Origin of the sequence: Neorhizobium sp. T7_12, from assembly GCF_002968535.1 — a bacterium.
In the GTDB taxonomy this organism is placed as follows: domain Bacteria; phylum Pseudomonadota; class Alphaproteobacteria; order Rhizobiales; family Rhizobiaceae; genus Neorhizobium; species Neorhizobium tomejilense.
The window spans coordinates 217,896-235,691 of sequence record NZ_PVBK01000003.1 but is presented as its reverse complement, the minus strand read 5'-3'; the positions used below and the strand labels follow the sequence as shown (position 1 = coordinate 235,691).

General features: G+C 59.7%; 14 protein-coding genes. 7 read left to right on the top strand and 7 right to left on the bottom strand.

The features are described 5' to 3' along the window. Positions 1–189: 189 nt before the first annotated feature. Positions 190–3,705 carry a PAS domain-containing hybrid sensor histidine kinase/response regulator gene (locus C5J26_RS10155; RefSeq protein ID WP_105401637.1) on the bottom strand — a complete coding sequence of 1,172 codons (3,516 nt, stop codon included), beginning with the start codon at positions 3,703–3,705 and terminating at the stop codon, positions 190–192. A 197-nt stretch (positions 3,706–3,902) separates the two neighbouring features. Between C5J26_RS10155 and mscL the strand changes: the two genes are divergently transcribed. The 4 genes from mscL (at position 3,903) to C5J26_RS10135 (ending at position 7,723) form a co-directional block, all read left to right on the top strand. Continuing rightward, positions 3,903–4,328, top strand: coding sequence for a large conductance mechanosensitive channel protein MscL (gene mscL, locus C5J26_RS10150; RefSeq protein WP_046638281.1), 426 nt, complete (start codon positions 3,903–3,905; stop codon positions 4,326–4,328). A gap of 118 nt (positions 4,329–4,446) precedes the next feature. Next, complete coding sequence (locus C5J26_RS10145) at positions 4,447–5,616, top strand: pyridoxal phosphate-dependent aminotransferase (protein WP_105401636.1); 1,170 nt, start codon at positions 4,447–4,449, stop codon at positions 5,614–5,616. Positions 5,617–5,775: 159 nt separating this feature from the next. Further along, complete coding sequence (gene galE, locus C5J26_RS10140; protein WP_105401635.1) at positions 5,776–6,810, top strand: UDP-glucose 4-epimerase GalE; 1,035 nt, start codon at positions 5,776–5,778, stop codon at positions 6,808–6,810. Positions 6,811–6,940: 130 nt separating this feature from the next. Continuing rightward, a complete protein-coding gene (locus C5J26_RS10135; protein ID WP_105401634.1) occupies positions 6,941–7,723 on the top strand; it encodes a polysaccharide deacetylase family protein in 783 nt (260 codons plus the stop codon). Positions 7,724–7,819: 96 nt separating this feature from the next. On the opposite strand, the gene C5J26_RS10130 is transcribed toward C5J26_RS10135, so the two are convergent. The 3 genes from C5J26_RS10130 to C5J26_RS10120 form a co-directional block, all read right to left on the bottom strand. Next, on the bottom strand, positions 7,820–8,218 hold the full coding sequence (locus C5J26_RS10130; protein WP_046669456.1) for a DUF1236 domain-containing protein: 399 nt from the start codon (positions 8,216–8,218) through the stop codon (positions 7,820–7,822). Positions 8,219–8,291: 73 nt separating this feature from the next. After that, a complete protein-coding gene (locus C5J26_RS10125) occupies positions 8,292–8,477 on the bottom strand; it encodes a hypothetical protein (RefSeq protein WP_105401633.1) in 186 nt (61 codons plus the stop codon). Between the two features lie 22 nt (positions 8,478–8,499). Continuing rightward, on the bottom strand, positions 8,500–9,306 hold the full coding sequence (locus C5J26_RS10120; protein WP_105401632.1) for a DUF1236 domain-containing protein: 807 nt from the start codon (positions 9,304–9,306) through the stop codon (positions 8,500–8,502). 531 nt (positions 9,307–9,837) lie between these two features. Here C5J26_RS10120 and C5J26_RS10115 point away from each other — a divergent pair. Next, positions 9,838–10,446 carry a hypothetical protein gene (locus C5J26_RS10115; RefSeq protein ID WP_105401631.1) on the top strand — a complete coding sequence of 203 codons (609 nt, stop codon included), beginning with the start codon at positions 9,838–9,840 and terminating at the stop codon, positions 10,444–10,446. Here the strand turns inward: C5J26_RS10115 and C5J26_RS10110 are convergent. Further along, positions 10,426–11,094: a response regulator transcription factor gene (locus C5J26_RS10110; RefSeq protein ID WP_105401630.1), complete on the bottom strand. Its 669-nt coding sequence runs from the start codon at positions 11,092–11,094 to the stop codon at positions 10,426–10,428. The genes C5J26_RS10115 and C5J26_RS10110 overlap by 21 nt on opposite strands. Next, entirely contained in the window at positions 11,091–12,497 is a 1,407-nt protein-coding gene (locus tag C5J26_RS10105) for a sensor histidine kinase (protein ID WP_105401629.1), read from the bottom strand. Before C5J26_RS10105 ends, C5J26_RS10110 begins: the two co-directional genes overlap by 4 nt. Positions 12,498–13,060: 563 nt before the next feature. Between C5J26_RS10105 and C5J26_RS10100 the strand changes: the two genes are divergently transcribed. Both C5J26_RS10100 and C5J26_RS10095 read left to right on the top strand, forming a co-directional pair. After that, positions 13,061–13,861: an FkbM family methyltransferase gene (locus tag C5J26_RS10100; protein WP_172730132.1), complete on the top strand. Its 801-nt coding sequence runs from the start codon at positions 13,061–13,063 to the stop codon at positions 13,859–13,861. Positions 13,862–14,217: 356 nt separating this feature from the next. Further along, complete coding sequence (locus C5J26_RS10095; protein ID WP_371681905.1) at positions 14,218–16,215, top strand: glycosyltransferase; 1,998 nt, start codon at positions 14,218–14,220, stop codon at positions 16,213–16,215. Positions 16,216–16,325: 110 nt separating this feature from the next. On the opposite strand, the gene C5J26_RS10090 is transcribed toward C5J26_RS10095, so the two are convergent. After that, positions 16,326–17,573, bottom strand: coding sequence for a hypothetical protein (locus C5J26_RS10090; RefSeq protein WP_105401626.1), 1,248 nt, complete (start codon positions 17,571–17,573; stop codon positions 16,326–16,328). Positions 17,574–17,796 lie beyond the last annotated feature (223 nt).

Here is a 17,796-nt window from a genome sequence, read left to right as displayed (position 1 = left end):
TCTCCGTCTTTTGCCGGTTCCGATGGGCTTTCGCCTTTCGGTCCGTAAGGCCTCTGCGGGCCAGGATGTACGCGGCTAAACGCGGCAAAAAGCCGGACAGTTCCAGCCCAATCTGGGCGTTTAGACCTGATCTACTGTAAACAGTCCGTGATGACTCTGGGATGAACGCTGGGTTGGGTGAGGTTCACACTATTCCGCCGCGACGCGCTTCACCCCTGCAACCTGCGTGAGGTAGGCCCGCATGGCCGCAGGCTTCACCGGCTTGTGCTGAACGCCGATGTCGTGACGCTCCGCTTCGGCGCGCACTTCGGGCGTGCGGTCGGCGGTGATGATCAGCGCTGGGATGTCCGCCTGGTACTTCTGGCGGAGCTTGAGAACGGCCTCGATGCCGTTGCCATCGTCAAGATGATAGTCGGCGATGATGATTTCCGGCGGCGGCTCGCGTCGCTCGATGATGTCGTCGAGCGCGGCAAGCGAATCCGCCTGGCCGACTTTGCAGCCCCAGCCGGTGATCAGCAGCGCCATGCCCTCGAGGATCCGCGGCTCGTTGTCGATGCACAGCACCCGCAGCCCGTTCAGCGGCTGCGAGCGCTTGCGGCGTTCCAACTGGTCGGCGGCATGGATTGTCTGCGATGCGGTCAGGTCCATCGGCACCTGCACCCGGAAGGCGGTGCCTCGACCGGGCGTGGAGGCGAGCTGGACCGGATGGTTGAGCACCCTCGAAATGCGGTCGACGATCGACAGGCCGAGACCGAGGCCGGCTGCCGTCTTCGCACCCTCGTCCAGCCGGGCGAATTCCTTGAACACGGTGCGAAACTTGGAGGGCGGGATGCCGATGCCGGAATCGAGCACTTCGATGACCACCTGGTCGCCGCGCCGGCGCGCGCCGATCAGCACCTTGCCGTCGATCGTGTATTTGATCGCGTTGGAGACGAGGTTCTGCACCAGCCGGCGCAGCAGGTTGGTGTCGGAGCGGACCTTCAGCGATGTCGGCATGACGACGAATTCCAGGTCCTTCTCGCGGGCCATCGGCGCGTAGTCGGTCTCGATGCGTTTCAGAAGGTCGTCGAGCGGTACCGAGGTGAAACGCGGCTTCATGGCTCCCGTATCGAGCCTGGAGATATCGAGAACCGCACCAAGGATCGCCTCGACCGATTCCAGGGCCGAATCGATATTGCGGACCAGCGAGCCATTGTTGTCGGAGGTGCCGAGCCGCTCCACCAGTGCCGAGGAATAAAGCCGGGCGGCATTGAGCGGCTGCAGGATGTCGTGGCCGGCGGCCGCGAAGAACCGGGTCTTGCCGATATTGGCCTCGTCGGCGGATGCCTGGGCTTCGGCAAGCTCCTTGTTGACGCGGGTGAGCTCGGCGGTGCGTTCGCCGACCCGCTGTTCCAGCGTCTCGTTTGCCTGCTTCAGCGCCTGGTCGGCCGCGACCCGCTCGGAAATATCGGTAAAGGTCGCGACGATGCCCTTGTCGGGCATGGCATTGGAGCGAACCTCGACGATCCGCTCGCCACCGTTCAGCACCAGCGAGAAGGGCGCGTCGAGTGTCTGGAACTGGCGGATCACCTCCGCCTGCTCGGCTGCCGCGATATCGCCTCGTTCCGAAAGGATGGCGACCATGTCGGCCAGCGGAAAACCGACCTGGCCGACCTGTTCCGGCAGATCCAAGAGATTGCGGAAGCGCCGGTTCCAGATGGTCAGCCGCTCGGAACTGTCGAAGACGGCGATGCCCTGGTCCATCTGCGACAGCGCCGTCTGCAGCATGTCCTGGTTATATTGCAGCGCCTCGCTTGCCTGGTCGAGCAGCCAGGCGGTGTCGGAATTGGTGTCCTCGGCCTTCTGCAGGATCAGCGACAGCACCAGCCGGGCAGAGGACGAGCCGATCGCGCTGCCGAGCAGCTGTTCGGAGAAATGGATCATCGCCATGTCGGCGGGCTGGTCGTCGCCGAACTTGCGGCCGGCTGTCTTCTCGTAATTGGAGAAGGAGCGCCGCATGCGTTCCTCGCCGAGATACCGGGCGATCGCCGTCTTCAGGTCGCCGACGCTGACGCGGGTCTTCCAGCCACGCGTGGCAAATTGCGAGCGCAGATGCCTTTTGACGAAGATGCCGGCCTGGATGCGCTCGACCGGCCGCGGATTGCGCGACAACGAGCCGAGCACGAAGGCGAGTATGTTGAGCGTCAGGCTGAAGATCGTCGCGTTGACCAGCGAGTCCGTCTGCGGCCCGGAGAATATGCCGGTGCCGGGGAACAGGAAATTGAGGACAGCGGTCGCCACATGGGAATTGTCCGGGCCGCCGAGGCTCGGCACGAACAGCAGGTAGGCCCAGGCGAGGAAGCCGAAGGACATGCCAAGGATCGCGCCGCGGGCATTGGCACGGCGCCAGACGAGGCCGCCGAGGAGGGCAGGAGCCACCTGGGCGATCGCCGCGAACGCCAGAAGCCCGATCGAGGCAAGCCCAGACTGGCTGTCGGCCATGCGGTAATAGGCATAACCGAGGATGAGAACGCCGAAGATCGCGACGCGGCGGATGTGCAGCAGCGTGCGGGTAAAGTCGGTGCGCTGGCCGGAGCGGGCGGCCATCAGCCGTTGCCTCAGGAAGATCGGGATGATGATGTCGTTCGACACCATGATCGAAAGCGCCACGGATTCGACGATCACCATGGCGGTGGCGGCGGAAAAGCCGCCGATGAAGGCGATCAGCGAAACGACCTTCAGTTCCCCGGCAAGCGGCAGGGTCAGCACGTAGAGATCGGCATCGCCGGTGCCGCCGAAAGTGATCAGCCCGGCCATCGCGACCGGCAGCACGAAGATATTGATGGCGATGAGGTAGAGCGGCAGAAGCGCGCCGGCGACCTTGCGCTCCTTGGCGGTGCGGTTCTCGACCACGGTCACGTGGAACTGCCGTGGCAGCATGATGATCGCGAACGCCGACAGCGCGATCAGGATCAGCCAGCGGCTGATCGGCGTCTCGTAGGCGAGCGCCGAACCGACGAGCATGTTTTCCGATGCCTTGGCGAGCAGGTCGGCCGGCCCGTCGAAGAGAATGAAGAAGACCGAAAAACCGACCGTCGCAAAAGCGAGCAGCTTGACCACCGATTCCATCGCCACCGCAAGGATCAGCCCGTCCTGGTGTTCGGTCGCATCCGTGTGGCGGGTGCCGAAGATGACCGCGAAACAGGCCATCATCAGCGTGACGATCAGCGCCAGGTCGATGAAATAGAGATTGCCGCTGCCGATGCCGTAATCCGACGGGTTGACCATGGCGGCCACCGAACTCGACACCGCCTTCAGCTGCAGCGCGATATAGGGAACGGCGCCGACCAGCGCGATGATCGCCACGATCATCGCGACGGTGGAATTCTTGCCGTAGCGGGCGGCGATGAAATCGGCGACCGACGTCAGTTTCTCGGCCTTGGCGAGCTCGACGATGCGCCGGATGATCGGCATGCCGAGCGTGAAGGCGAGGATCGGGCCGATATAGATGCCGGTGAATTCCAGGCCCCTTTGCGAGGCAAGCCCGACGCCGCCGAAATAGGTCCAGGAGGTGCAGTAGATCGCAAGGCTCAGCGCATAGACGATCGGCCGGCCGTTCTTCGCCACGCCGAAGACACGGCTCCGCCGGTCGCCGTAACTCGCCACTGCAAACAGCAGCAGCACATAGGCGAAAGCCGAAACGAAAATGATCCAGCCCGGAAGCATTGCTCCTCCGCAAAAGGCTTTGAGCCTCAAACATTAGGGGAAAAGCATGCGCTTGGGAATCAGGGAGCCTCTCGGCAAAAAGTCCAATAGACGATCGTATTTAGGGCTTCGGCGGACGCCATCTTTTCACGTCGGCAGAAAGCGCTATGTTGCGTTTTATCGAAGCTGAAAAGCCATGGGGGATATTGGCGATGTCAATGGTCAGCGAATTCCGTTCCTTTATTGCCAAGGGCAATGTCGTCGATCTTGCTGTCGGTATCATCATCGGCGGCGCTTTCACGGGCATCGTCAATTCACTGGTGAACGACCTCGTCATGCCAGTCGTTGGCGCGATCACCGGCGGCGGCTTCGATTTTTCGAACTACTTCCTGCCGCTTTCGAGCGCTGTGAACGCTCCGGCGCTCGAAGAGGCACGCAAGCAGGGCGCGGTCTTCGCCTATGGCAGCTTCATCACTGTGATGATCAATTTCCTGCTCCTCGCCTGGATCATCTTCCTGATGGTGAAGGCGGTGAACCGGATGCGTCTTGCCGACGAAAAGAAGCCGGCCGATGAAAAGCCGGCTCCGCCGCCGGCCGATATCCAGCTCTTGACCGAAATCCGCGACCTCCTGAAGTCGAAGTGATCTTTTGATCACGCGTCAAGGAATCATCAGCGGAATCGATCTCCGCGTCACGGATTATCATGGGATTCCGCGGCTTTCCTGCGCTAAGGATGTGGGAAACAAGCCTCAAGGGAATTCCATGTCGATCATCTCCAGTCTCAGCCCCCGCGCCGTCGCAGCGCCCGAAAGCGGCATTGTCGAGGTCCTCAACTACGCCCGCGGGCGGGAGGGATTGATCCCGCTCTGGGCCGGTGAAGGCGATCTGCCGAGCCCGGATTTCATCAATCGCGCCGCAACCGAGGCGCTTTTGGGCGGCGAGACCTTCTACACCTGGCAGCGCGGCATTCCCGAGCTGCGCCAGGCGCTGTCGAACTATTACACGCGGCATTTCTCGGTCTCGCTGCCGGTCGAGCATTTTTACGTCACCGGTTCCGGCATGCACGCGATCATGCTGGCGGTGCAGGCCGTGACATCTCCCGGCGACGAGATGATCTACCTGTCGCCGACCTGGCCGAACATCATCTCGGCGATCGAGATCTCCGGCGCCCATTCCGTCGGCCTGCCGCTCGATTTCGTCGGTGGCCGCTGGTCGCTCGATCTTTCCAAGCTGGAGGCGAAGATCACCCCGAAGACCAGGGGCCTGTTCATCAACACCCCGGCCAACCCGACCGGCTGGACCGCGACGCTGGAGGACCTGAAGAACATCCTGGCGCTTTCCCGCAAGCACGGCATCTGGATCGTCGCCGACGAGATCTATGCCCGGTATTATTACGGCGGCGCGCCAAGGGCTCCGTCCTTCCTCGACATCATGGAGGAAGGCGACCGGATCATCTTCGCCAATTCCTTCTCCAAGAACTGGTCGATGACCGGCTGGCGGGTCGGCTGGATCGTCGCTCCGCCGGAAATGGGACAGGTGATCGAAAACCTGGTGCAGTATTCGAATTCCGGCGTGGCGCAGTTCCTGCAGCGCGGTGCCGTGGTGGCACTCGACCAGGGCGACGACTTCGTGAATGCGAATATCGCCCGGGCGACCACGGCCCGCGACATTCTCTGCGACGCGCTGATCGCAACCAACCGGGTCGAAACCTTGAAGCCGGATGGCGCGCTTTACGCTTTCGTCAAGGTGGACGGCATCACCGACAGCCGTAGTGCGGCGCTCGATATCGTCGACAAGATCGGCGTGGCGCTGGCGCCCGGCTCGGCTTTCGGCAAGGGCGGCGAGCTTTTCCTGCGCGCCTGTTTCCTGCGCGATCCGAAGCAGATCGAAGAGGCCGCAGGCCGCCTCTCCGACTATATCAAGCGTCTTTGATCCGATCCGGCACGCAAACGCTAAAATTCGAGCGATTTGCTCAAGAGTCCATTCGCCTTGACCCGAGATAAACCCGGCGTAACCAGCGTCGGGTAAGCATTGTTGAAGACGGCCCGTGTTTTTGTCCTGCCAACGATAAGAAAGCAGGGAAGTATAGACATGGCAGTTCTGGTAACGGGCGGTGCGGGTTACATCGGCAGCCACATGGCCTGGGCTTTGCTCGACGCGGGCGAGGAGGTTGTCGTTCTCGACCGGCTCTCGACCGGTTTCCGCTGGGCCGTGCCGACCGAGGCGCGCTTCTATCTCGGTGACGTCGGCGATCGCGCCGTTCTTTCGCAGATCTTTGCGGAAAACGACATCAACGCGATCCTGCATTTCGCGGGCTCGATCGTGGTGCCGCAATCGGTCGCCAACCCGCTGGATTATTACGAGAACAACACCGGCAATACCCGGCTGCTTGCCGCAGCCGCGGTCGCCGCCGGTATCCGCCATTTTGTCTTCTCTTCGACGGCTGCCGTTTATGGAGACCAGAAAGACGACACCCCCGTCTTCGAAAACGCCGACCTGCACCCGAAGAACCCCTATGGCCAGTCGAAGCTGATGTCGGAGATGATGCTGCGCGATGCCGCCGCGGCGCATGATTTCCGGTTCGTGGCGCTGCGTTATTTCAACGTTGCCGGTGCCGATCCGCTCGGCCGCACGGGACTGTCGACCGAAGGCGCCACTCATCTGATCAAGATCGCCTGCGAGGCGGAACTCGGCAAGCGCCGTGGGGTCGATGTCTACGGGACCGATTATTCGACACCCGATGGTACCGGCATCCGCGACTACATTCATGTCACCGACCTGGTGGACGCACATCTGAAGGCCCTGAGCTACCTGCGTCGCGGCGGCGAGCCTCTGATCGCCAATTGCGGTTACGGCCGCGGTTACTCGGTTCTGGAGGTTCTGGACGCCGTGATGCGGGTTGGCGGCCGCAAGTTCGAAATCCGCTATGGACCCCGCCGGCCGGGCGACGCGGCAAGCGTGGTCGCCAATTCGACGCTCGCACGCCGGCTGCTTGACTGGAAACCGCGCCACGACGATCTCGATCTCATCGTCGATACTGCGATCTCCTGGGAGAAAGGCCTGGCTTCCCGCAAGGCCGAAGACCTCAAGTCGCTGCAGAGCAGGCTGGCGTCGGCCCGCTTTTGAGGGTCCCGGTCAGAAGACAAAAGGCCGGCACTGTCCGGCCTTTTTCCATTTCTTTATCCGGGCCATTCGGTCGCATGGCGATCTTAAGCATTTGGCGATAAAGCGAGGGGCACCCCGTTATCGGTATCCCATGCGACGTTTTCTTCTTTGTGCTTTTCTTGCCCTTCTCCCGGTCGTGGCAACGGCTGAAAACATGCCGGCGCCCCAGAAACCTGCGGCCCAGAATGCTGTGCCCGCTCCCAAACTGGTCGAGCCGCATCTGCATGTCAGCCGGTCCGGCAATGCCAGCCATCCCCGGGTGGCGCTGACCTTCGATGCCTGCATGGGCAGAGCCGACGAGCGTATCCTTTCGACGCTTGTCCGGGAAAGAATTCCGGCGACGATCTTCGTTACGGCCCGCTGGCTGAGAAACAACCCACAGTCGGTCGCAATCCTTCTGCAGAATCTCGACCTCTTCGAACTGGAAAACCACGGCCAGAACCATGTGCCGGCGGTCGATGTGCCGGTCCTGATCTATGGCATCGCCGCTGCCGGATCGCCCGAGGCGGTTCACCAGGAAGTGTCAGGCGGCGCTGATGCCATGTTGGCGGCTGGTTTTTCCGCACCACGCTGGTTCCGCGGCTCGACCGCCAAATATGATCCTTCGGCCATACGCCAGATCCGCGATATGGGCTATCGGGTCGCCGGGTATTCGCTGAACGGCGACGGTGGCTCCCTGCTCGGTGCCGACGTCACCGAAAAACGCATCGCCGCCGCCAAGGACGGCGACGTCGTCCTCGCGCATATCAACCAGCCCACGCATGCGGCCGGCGACGGCGTGGCCCGCGCGCTCGTTGCCCTGAAACGGCGCGGCGTCGAGTTCGTACGCCTTTCCGACGTCGACGGCATGGGCGACGACGACACGACCCAGTGAGGCCGCGGTCTCTCGGCCCCATTTTTTCCTTGAATGCAGATCGGGGAGAGACGGGATTCCGTCTCTCCCCGATCTCGTTTCGGCAATGGGTGATATTTACCGGACGACCTGCACGACCGTGCGGGTCTGCGGATCGACGATCACGCGCTGTTCGTTCACCACCGCATAGGCGTATTTCGGGCTGTCCGGAACCGGAGTCAGCACGACGGTCTCGGGGATGGGCTTGCCGACGACGATCTTCTCCTTGATGACGACCGGCGATGCCGGGGCAGGAGCCTGTTCCACATAGGTCACGACGCGTTCCGGCGGCGGGTCGATGGCGGTCCCGGCAACTGCGCCGGCGACGCCGCCGACGGCAGCACCGACCGGGCCTCCGATGATCGCACCGGTGACAGCGCCGCCGGCCGCACCATTGACCGTGCCTTGCTGGGCCGAAGCAACAGGGGCGAGGACGCCGAGCATTGCGGCGGAAAGAATAAGGATCTTGGTCTTCATTGATGGTTCTCCTTCTGGGTGTTGTGACGCGGGCGAGCGGTTCGCGCCGCGCCGTGGAATGCGATCGAGGCTGCTATCTCGTGACTGGCGCAGGTGGTTCGATCTTCGGCAGGGTCACCTTGATGCCGATATCGCGGTTTGCGAGGTAGCCGCTTTCGAACAGGAAGAGCGCGCCTGCGATGACCACGATCAGCAGGATGGCGGCGACGGCCCAACCGCCGCCGCCCGTATGGATCACTGTCGGTTCCCGGTCACGCATGGTTCTCTCCCGCGGTCAGCGCTCAGCCGACCAGGATGTAGACGACCTTGTGGCTCGAGGGTTCGACGATGATGATCCGGCCGTCCGCCAGCACAAAGTACTCGTAACCACGATAGGCCGGTACGATCTCGACGATGCGCGGCGGCAGCGGATGCAGTTCCACGGTTGTCGGAACGGCGACGCCGACATCGACATTGATATCGACATCGACCGGCTCGACCTTGTTCTGAACGAGGATGTTGCGCACCTCCGTCCTCTGTTCGGCCGAGATATTGATGCTGCCGGTCGTCTCGTTCGAAGGTTTATCGGTGGCAGCCTGATCGGAACCGGGTTGCTGGGCGCCGCTATTCTGGCGGGCGGTGTCGTCGGTTGCCGGCTTGGTGGCATCCGTTCCAGAGCCCGAGCCCGAATTGGCGGTCGTGGAGCTGCCGCTCTGGTCGGCAGGTTTCTGCTGCGCCGTATTGTCCGTGGCGGGCGACTGGGCGTCGCCGGCTTGCGTCTTCGTGGTATCGCCGGATTTCTCCTGAGCCGCCCTATCACCCTTCGGCTTCAGGCGCTGCTGGTCACCGCCCTGGGCCTGGGCGTTCATTTTGTCATTACCGCCGGTCGAACCCTGTGGCTGTTGTGTTGTGGCGCCCATATCCTGCTGCGGTTGAGCCTGTTTGGCGCCGGACGAACCGTCCGAGCCTGGGGTGCCTTTGCGTGGCAGGATAGGAGCCGCCGCGTCGCCCTTGTCCTGAGCCTGACTTTGAGCGATCGCTGGCACCACCGACAGCGTCGAGCCGGCCAGGAGCGCTATCGCGAGCGTGTGTTTCATAGACGGTTTCATGATATTTCCTCTATTTTCTGGTTGACTTGCGAACCCGTGGGTGGGCCGCACTCACAGCTCGAACTTCCGTTGCCATGGCGCGTTCCGGGATTCGGGCTTCAGTCGGGCAGGGCGGGACTTCAGGCCGATCATGTTTTGGGCCTTTGGTCTGATGGGGCGGGGTAAAGGTCCAAGGGGGGATGAAATCGCCGAACCGCGCTGGTAGGGTGCCGGTGATCCTGGAGATTTTTCAGGGGGTTCCGTCACGGACAGCGACACGTTCCCGGCCAGATGGCGATCGTCCCCGTCGCGGCTTTTTGTCTGCATTGCCATCTTGGGAGCGCTTGCCGTCCGATAGGTCAGACCCGGTTCCTGCGCGATCATCGGTCCTTTTCAGCGCAGAACCTTGCCCGCCGACCATCCTGTCGCGGTCGGCGGGCTCTTTGATCGGGGAATTCGGGCTACGGAACCATAAGCGAGGCCTCCGGTTTAGACTTGCATAACGGTTCAAAAATGTCCCAAGCAGGAGATGGCCACCCCAGGAGCCAAGAGATGCCAATCCGTAAAATGCTGTTCCTGAGCGGAGCGCTCACCGTCATTCTTGCAACCGTGCTGCCTTTGAAGGTCGTGGCCGGTGCGGACGGCTTGCTGCGCGTCACGCTGTCAAGCGTTGCTGCCCAGGACGGCAACGGCAATGGTGGGGGCGGGGGCGGAAGCAACGGTGGAAACGGCGGCGAAAACGGCAACGGCGGTTCCGGCAACGGGAACGGCAGTGACAATGCCGGCGGCAATTCCGATAATAACGGAAACGGTTCCGGCAACGGCAATAGCGGTGGCAACGGAAACGGCAACAGCGGCGGCGCCGGTGGGACCGGTGGCTCCGGAACCGGTACAGGTGCCGGATCGGCCCCGGCAGGCGCAACCACAACGCCGCGCAGCGCAACCGCTGCTCCCGCGCGGCCTTCGGTCCCGGCTGCTCCCGCGAAAGCCAGTGTCGAGATCGATGTTCGGGGACCCTCGATCACCGTTCGCCATCACAACGGCGCGACGGAGCGGATATCTCAAGGCCGCTACGAGATGCGGGATTCGCGCTCCCGCACGATCGTCAACCGGACTGCGACACCCTCGGATGCATCGAGATTACGGTCGTTCGACCGCTGATCGTTGATCGGTCGCATCGCGAAGAGCAAGCGCCGCCTCCGTCCGGTTGGTGACCTTCAGCTTCGAGAGGATGCGGGTCATGTGGTGCTTGACGGTCTTTTCGTGAAGGTCGAGCTCCCGCGCCACCCGCTTGTTGCTCAGTCCGGATGCGACGAGGCTCAGAACCTCCTGTTCGCGGTCGGTCAGTTCCGACAACAGGTTGGGCTTTGGCGGCGCTTCGCCGGAGGCGGACAGGCCGGCGATCAGTCGTGCCGAGAGGGCAGGCGAAACATAACTTTCTCCGGATGCCACGGTTCTGACCACGTCTGCCAGGCCTCTGGAGCCGACACCCTTGAGAACATAGCCCTTTGCACCGAGCTTCAGCGCGGTTGCAATGTCCTCGCTTGCCTCCGAGACCGTCAGCATGACGATCTTGAGGTCCGGGCAATGATCGAGTGCTTCGGCAATCGCCTCGAGACCGTTTCCGGGCATGGAAATGTCCATCAGCATCACGTCCGGGCACAATTCCCGCACGATGCGCAGCGCGTCGTCGCGCGAACCGCCTTCGCCGACCATCTCGAAATCCTCGATCTCACCGAAGCTGCGCGTCACGCCTTCGCGAAACAACGGATGATCGTCCACGACCGCAATCTTTATTCCTGCCATCAGGCCTGCTCCATTTCATGCACGTTCAGCGACATTCTGACCGTGGTTCCGTCCTTCGATGTGATGATCTCGAATGTGCCGCCGAGGCTTTCGATCCGCTCCCTGAGCCCCGCGAGCCCGAGACCTTCCGGGCGTATGTGCTGGGGGTCGAAACCCGGCCCCCGATCGGCAACTTCGACAACGACGTTGCCGTCGTCGAAACTCTGGCGCACGCTCTGATCCACGCCTCCGCCATGCCGGAAACCGTTGTTAAGCGCTTCCTGGACGAAGCGATAGATGCAAATCTTGGCCGAGGGCGAAAGTGGCCGCGATCCGGTCGACACCGACAGCGCCACCGCGACACCCGTGCGCTGCCGGTGCGCGTTGACGGCGCGCTGCAGCACGGCCGGCAGCTCGGCAGTCTCGATCTGCGGTAGAACCAGACCGCTGCAGATGCTGCGGATCTCGTCCATCGCCTCGTCGAGGCGGGCCTTGATCGTGGTGACCTCCGCCTCGCGGTCGGTCGGTGGCGTTGCGGGATCCGTCAGGAGCCGGCTGTCCACCCGCAATGCCGCATAGGCGACAAGCTGGGCCGGTCCGTCATGCAGGTCGGCGCCGAGCCGGCGCAAGTAACTTTCATTGAGGGCGGTGGCGCGCCGCGAGGCCCGCTGGGCCCGCGCGTGAAGGGCCTTGTTCTGCGAAAGCAGGTCGGAGAGTTCCGCGACCCGCTGCGTCAGCGCCTGTCGCTGATGGTCGATCGTGCGGCTGCCGCGGAAAACGATCGCCGAAAGGATCAGGAAGAAGGCGATCGTGACGCCGGCGACCGCCGCCCAGCTTCGAAGCTGCGCCTGATAGAGGCTTCGCTCGAAATCGCCCGCAACCTCGTAGAACTCCGAGACCGCGACCACCTCTCCCGACCAGGGCTGCAGGATGGGATTGTAGATCTCGAGAAGTGGCATCCCGGTCGCCCGCTCGATCTTGCTTTCAGGGTCTTCGGCAAGTCCGAAGCGCGCCACCATCTGTCCGGAAAATGCGGTTTGCAGGCCCTCGCTCGGACCGAATCTCTGTCCCACCATGCTTTTGTCCGTCGCATAGAGGATCGTGCCGTCCCTGCGCCAGAGCTTGAAGGATATGACCTTGCCACCGAGCGCGCCCTGGCCGAAGGTCTCGTCGAGCGCACGGGTGGTGACGTCGTCGAGCATCTGGTTGGTCTTCATGTCCGGAAGCAGGGGGGCGATGATGCTGTCGACATAAAGGGCGGTGGAAGCGGCCGAATTGCGGGTGACCGCCGCTTCGATGAGGCTGGTCACGAAGGCGCCGACCAGAAGCATCGCCGCGAAGGCAACCAAACCTCCCGCCAGCAGGAACTGCCGGGCGAGGGATTGGTCGTTCCAGCGATCAAGAATTGCGCCAAGCCGCATCAGCATGCCGTTCCGATGGCCCGCACCACGCGAGCCGATGCCTCGCAACGCGGAAGGTGGCCGATAGTTGCAATTCGGAGTGGCTCATCTGATCCGCATGTCGTCCTGAGGCGGGCGTGGACTGTTCGCTTTCCTGCAGAAATATCCACCTCAGCTGCTTTGCTGGATGAGTCCAGCCTACTTCCCTTTCCGGATAATACTACCAATGGGGTGAGGTTGTCGAATTGCAGCCCAACGCGTCGATAGGTCCGGTCCCGGATTTGCACAGTAGAATAGTGGGGAAGGTCTCTATCTGCTTACAATCTTATCTGTAGAAGATGATGAGCCTCCTATCATCGGCGTTTACCAAATACACGCAACAAATTAGATTCAGGTCGCCCACCCCCAGATGAGAGGATATCGGCTGAAGAAGTAGCTGTCCTCGATCGCTACCCGGTCATGCGTGAAGTTCGAGCTCTTGAGCGTCCCAAAGTGGAAATCACCGTTTGGAAGCCGAAGGAGTAATCAGCTTTGACGTAAAGCCGGATTGTCGGTAGGTTCGGCAACCTAAGTCGTTGGAGATAAATAGCGTGGTTCAACTGTTGAAGCGCCTCTCGGATCGAGCATTCGGACGCAAACATCGAGAGATCCGTAGAGATTCGCCGCTTTCAAAGCATGTTGCTCCTTCTGGCCTCCTGCCATCGTCCCAAATCATAAGGCTTGGTAGCGGCTATGGCGGATGGCACCTGCCGAAAGCCCATGGTTTAACCTCAGCAAGTGTATGCTATCTCGCTGGGGCCGGGGAAGATATTAGCTTTGACTGCCAATTGGCCCGTGATTTTTCGTGTGATGTGCGAATAATCGATCCAACGCCCAGGGCCATCGAGCACTTCAAGCAATTGTCCAATGCGATTGCTTCGGGTCTACTGTTCCGCGTGAGTAGCGGCGAGACCGAATTCTATGACGTGAGCCAGCAGGATCTGCAGAGAATTACATTTTGGGAGGTTGGCCTTGCGGGGAAAGACGCAGAAATGCGTTTCTATCTGCCAAAAAATCCGGATCATGTCTCTTGCTCTGCAGTCAATTTGCAAGGTACTGAGGATTTCTTTATCGCACAGTGCCATCGTGTCAAAACACTGATGGAAAGTCATGGCGACACGCAATTGGATTTGCTGAAAATAGATATTGAGGGAGCTGAGTATCAAGTGATTGAGGACATCGTTTCATCGCTCACTTTGCCGCGCATCCTTTTGATCGAGTTCGATGAATGCCATTCTCCGCTTGATGGCCGCGCAGATGACCGAATTGCCCAACATATTAGCATGCTATCCGGTGCCGGAATGCGCTGCGTTACCATCGAAGGCTGTAATGCGACATTTGTACGAGAATAGCACTTGGCTTTGCTTTTATATTTTGCGCCTTTGAAATGCCACAAGCCGAAACATTGCGCACTTAGTTCAGACGCCTAGGGCGAAATCAGTCTTCAAATCTGCTTAGCGTTGGGGAGCCAACATCTACTATGCCAATACGGGCGCCAGTCGCACTATTCACCTATAACCGTCCTGAACACACGAGGGCAACACTCGAGGCCCTCGTCAGGAACACGCTGGCTCCGGAGACAGACCTCTACGTTTTTAGCGACGGGCCCAGGTCGGATGCTGATACAGCCTCTGTTGCATCGGTTCGTGAAGTCGTTCGCGGGGTCTCGGGATTTGCCTCCGTCTCCCTCATCACACGCTCAGTCAACATGGGGTTGGCGAATTCCGTCATCACCGGAGTGAGCGAATTGCTAAGAGAGCATGGTCGGATCATAGTTCTGGAAGATGATCTCGTCACAACTAAGAATTTTATCGCCTTCATGAACGATGCTTTGGATTGCTATTCAAGTGATCCAAAGGCTTTTTCAGTAACCGGATATCGGCTCCCCGAGGGTTATCTACATATTCCTCGTGACTTTCCTTACGATACCTTCGCGGGATACCGTTGCTCCTCGTGGTCCTGGGGGACTTGGCGCGATCGTTGGAATCTCGTTGATTGGGACATGAGCTATTTTGCCGATTTCATGAAGGACGAGACGGCAAGGGCGGAGTTTGACAAGGGTGGTCGAGATCTTACTAAAATGCTTCGCCAGCAGAAGGAAGGTAAGATCGACTCCTGGGCGATCCGCTTTAGTTTCGCTCACTATGCAAACGACATGCGTTGCATGTATCCGAGAAAGTCGCTGGTCCAGAATATCGGATTGGACAATTCAGGGGTGCACACCAAACCAAATCCGCGCTTCGTCCACACAAAGCTCGAAGACGACTGGTATCCAACACGTTTTAGCCCGGCCCATGTTATGGATCCGCGAATCGCAGCTCGGTTTGTGACCGCGTTTAACGGACCGCTATATCCTCGGCAGAGCGGTCCTTTTCGTGGCATAAAGCGCGCTGCACGAAAGGTAGCAAGCTACGGCCGGAGCCTGCCCTCTTTTCTGTCCAGCTTCGCTTTCGGCTCTCCCTCCCAAGTTGATATACTCACAGTTAATACCTACCAGAAAAAGGGTGGAGCGGCGCGGGCTGCTTGGAGGGTGTTTAGTGGCATTCGGCAGATCTACCCAAATTCAGTCTATCTTACCCTCGTCAGAGAGGACTCCGACTCAGCGGTTTGGGGGCTTGATGGCCAATCCATCCGGGGGAAAATTGCGCGACGGTTCACGCGTCACGAAAAAAGGCTGCTTAGGCGGTATTCCCTCCGCGAGGGGGCCTTCTTTTCTCCGTCCTTGAGCCAGAATCCCTTGAGGATCTCTCTCGCTCGGACAAGGCCTGCACTTGTGCACCTAAATTGGGTCGTAGATGGAGTTGTGGACTTTGACGAACTGGTGGCCTTAAAGCGACCTGTTGTCTGGACATTGCATGACACCTGGGCTTTTACTGGTGGCTGCCATTACACCGGAGACTGCACCAGATACCGCGAGGAGTGCGGTCAATGTCCGCAACTGGGAAGTTCGGATGCTTTTGATATCTCTCGGCAACTGATACAAACCAAGGCTGAGATATATCGGAAGATGGATCTAACGATTGTTTGCCCCAGTAGATGGCTTGCCGAGATTGCAGCCGAAAGTAGCCTATTGGCTGGCCGCCGGATCGAAGTCATTCCAAATGGTTTGGATACAGATGTATTTAAGCCGTATGATCAAGAAGTAGCGCGAGCACATTTTGGTATTTCAGTAGAAGAGTGCGTAATTCTATTTGGAGCACAAAGCCTGAAGGATCCTAGAAAAGGAAGCGATCTTCTCATTGAAAGTCTTGGAAAACTTAAAATTCCGTGTACGTTACTCACGTTTGGTGATGGACATTTTGGTTCGCAACTTCCGGATGGTGTCCGGTTGCATGCGCTCGGCAATATAAAAAATAATGATGACCTAGCCATGGCATATTCCGCTGCAGACGTGTTCGTTTGTGCTTCGCGGGAAGATAATTTGCCAAACACGATTGCAGAGGCACTGGCTTGTGGCACACCATGTGCGGCCTTCGACGTCGCCGGCTTGAGCGACATGATTAACCACCGGGTAAATGGCTGGCTGGCGCGCCCTTTCGACACGGATGATTTGGCCGCTGGGATAAAATGGCTTACCAATCGAGCCCAAGCGGAAAGCCTAAGACTTGCCGCACGTGAAAAGGCCATTACAGAATACGATCTAGCCTCTGTTTCCTCCAAATACGCCAAGCTATTTGACGAGCTAATAAAAGCAGCGGACTTGTAGTTGACATCGGCACCATTGGAGCCGATCCGCGCGGTTCGTCTGGACCGATAGCGGCATTTTCGTGCTTTGAAAGTGCTGACCGGCTTGCCCGTGCTTGCTTATGAAGCCCGCTACCGGTCATGCATCGGTGTATCCAAGACGCGCAAAATCGGATTGTTGAGAAGGACATCCTGGAAATACCCGGCCGCGCGCTCGGTGCCCGGCTGAAAACGAGAGGGATCGGCTGCGATTCGTAAAATCGCTGCCGCGAAATCTTGATTGGTCGTCGCGGGCAAGGCATTTCCGAACGAAAGAAACGCCTTCATCGACATCCCCTGGGCATAAATGATGGGCTTATAGGCCGCGACGGCGTCTTGAACGACACCGGATCCTTGGAGACCATAGATCGCCGCCTCATAAGGCAATAGGATCGCATCTGTCGACTGAAACAGCTGCTCGAACTCCTGTGGCGAGATACGATTGCCTTGGGGAGAAACGGTGATATTTCGTCCGCTACCGTTGAAACGTTGCAGGTCTCCATACACGCCGCCTTCACTGAAGTCCGCCATCGAGCCCTGGATGACGAAATCTAACGCGCCGACGGATCCGCTCTCAGCCAGTTCAGCAACGGCGGCGACGATATCTGCTATTCGCGCACTACCCTTTTCGGGGCGAGGTTCGCCGAATATTCCCACCCGGAAGCTACCGCCATTATCCGTCTTGTAGTGTGGAGGTACTGCGACTGGCATGCTGCAGGGGAGGTAAAACCCGCCTTCGACGGGCATGCCGAAACTCGCCTGAAAATAGGCCGCCAGTTCCTCGGTCTCGCTGAACAGGAAAACGTTCGCCGGAAGTTTTGCAAGGATCGCGCTCAGCCGCCTCGACCGAACCTTTTCATTTCGGTCCCCCAATTCGGAATTCAGGAAGCGGAGGCAAATTCTGGGTGTTTCATCTGCCAATACGGTGCTCAGCTCAACCGCTGACTCGAGGGTATCCAAGTCTGCCGTCGGTATAACGATGAGATCGTTGGCACCCACACTAAGGCTACGGCAGATGTCAGCCAGTTGCTTACCGAAGGCGGAACGAGGCAGCTTGAGCGAATGCTTGGCTTTAAGGACGCCGAATACGGCAGCCATTTGCTCGAAGGCATTTCCGTAGAGCAGACGCGATCGCAGTTTTGCAAGCTTGATCGACCTGTTGGTAAGCTTTCCCGCCGCTGCTCCCAGGAACCCGTCATAGGCTTCCCCAGCCACGATGATCGTCTCGTGATGCGGGAAGTACCGACGCAACGCGGCAATTTGTGTATGATGGTGTCCGCGATTGTGGACGAGTTTCCGTTCCACGATCAGCAGCTTTTGCCGCGCGCTTGCATCGTTCATGGGTCTTGCTCTGTTGGAGGGCCGGGCCCAGGTCGAAGAGGCATCAGATCGGCCCAATGAATTCTCGTTTATGCAGCTGCGTACAAACTTTGTTGGGCAGGCATCAAGATATTATTGTTCCAGCAAGGGACAAAAGTTCGTTCGCAAGAACCTTGTATCTGGATCTAAGCCGCTCGATGCACTGGAGCTTCAGAATTCATCGTTCCTCACGTCTAGCATCCTG

Coding starts and splice junctions, on each gene's coding strand:
- C5J26_RS10155 (WP_105401637.1), bottom strand. CDS start 3,705: ATGCTTCCGGGCTGGATCATTTTCGTTTCGGCTTTCGCCTATGTGCTG.
- mscL (WP_046638281.1), top strand. CDS start 3,903: ATGGTCAGCGAATTCCGTTCCTTTATTGCCAAGGGCAATGTCGTCGAT.
- C5J26_RS10145 (WP_105401636.1), top strand. CDS start 4,447: ATGTCGATCATCTCCAGTCTCAGCCCCCGCGCCGTCGCAGCGCCCGAA.
- galE (WP_105401635.1), top strand. CDS start 5,776: ATGGCAGTTCTGGTAACGGGCGGTGCGGGTTACATCGGCAGCCACATG.
- C5J26_RS10135 (WP_105401634.1), top strand. CDS start 6,941: ATGCGACGTTTTCTTCTTTGTGCTTTTCTTGCCCTTCTCCCGGTCGTG.
- C5J26_RS10130 (WP_046669456.1), bottom strand. CDS start 8,218: ATGAAGACCAAGATCCTTATTCTTTCCGCCGCAATGCTCGGCGTCCTC.
- C5J26_RS10125 (WP_105401633.1), bottom strand. CDS start 8,477: ATGCGTGACCGGGAACCGACAGTGATCCATACGGGCGGCGGCGGTTGG.
- C5J26_RS10120 (WP_105401632.1), bottom strand. CDS start 9,306: ATGAAACCGTCTATGAAACACACGCTCGCGATAGCGCTCCTGGCCGGC.
- C5J26_RS10115 (WP_105401631.1), top strand. CDS start 9,838: ATGCCAATCCGTAAAATGCTGTTCCTGAGCGGAGCGCTCACCGTCATT.
- C5J26_RS10105 (WP_105401629.1), bottom strand. CDS start 12,497: ATGCTGATGCGGCTTGGCGCAATTCTTGATCGCTGGAACGACCAATCC.
- C5J26_RS10095 (WP_371681905.1), top strand. CDS start 14,218: ATGGGGTTGGCGAATTCCGTCATCACCGGAGTGAGCGAATTGCTAAGA.
- C5J26_RS10090 (WP_105401626.1), bottom strand. CDS start 17,573: ATGAACGATGCAAGCGCGCGGCAAAAGCTGCTGATCGTGGAACGGAAA.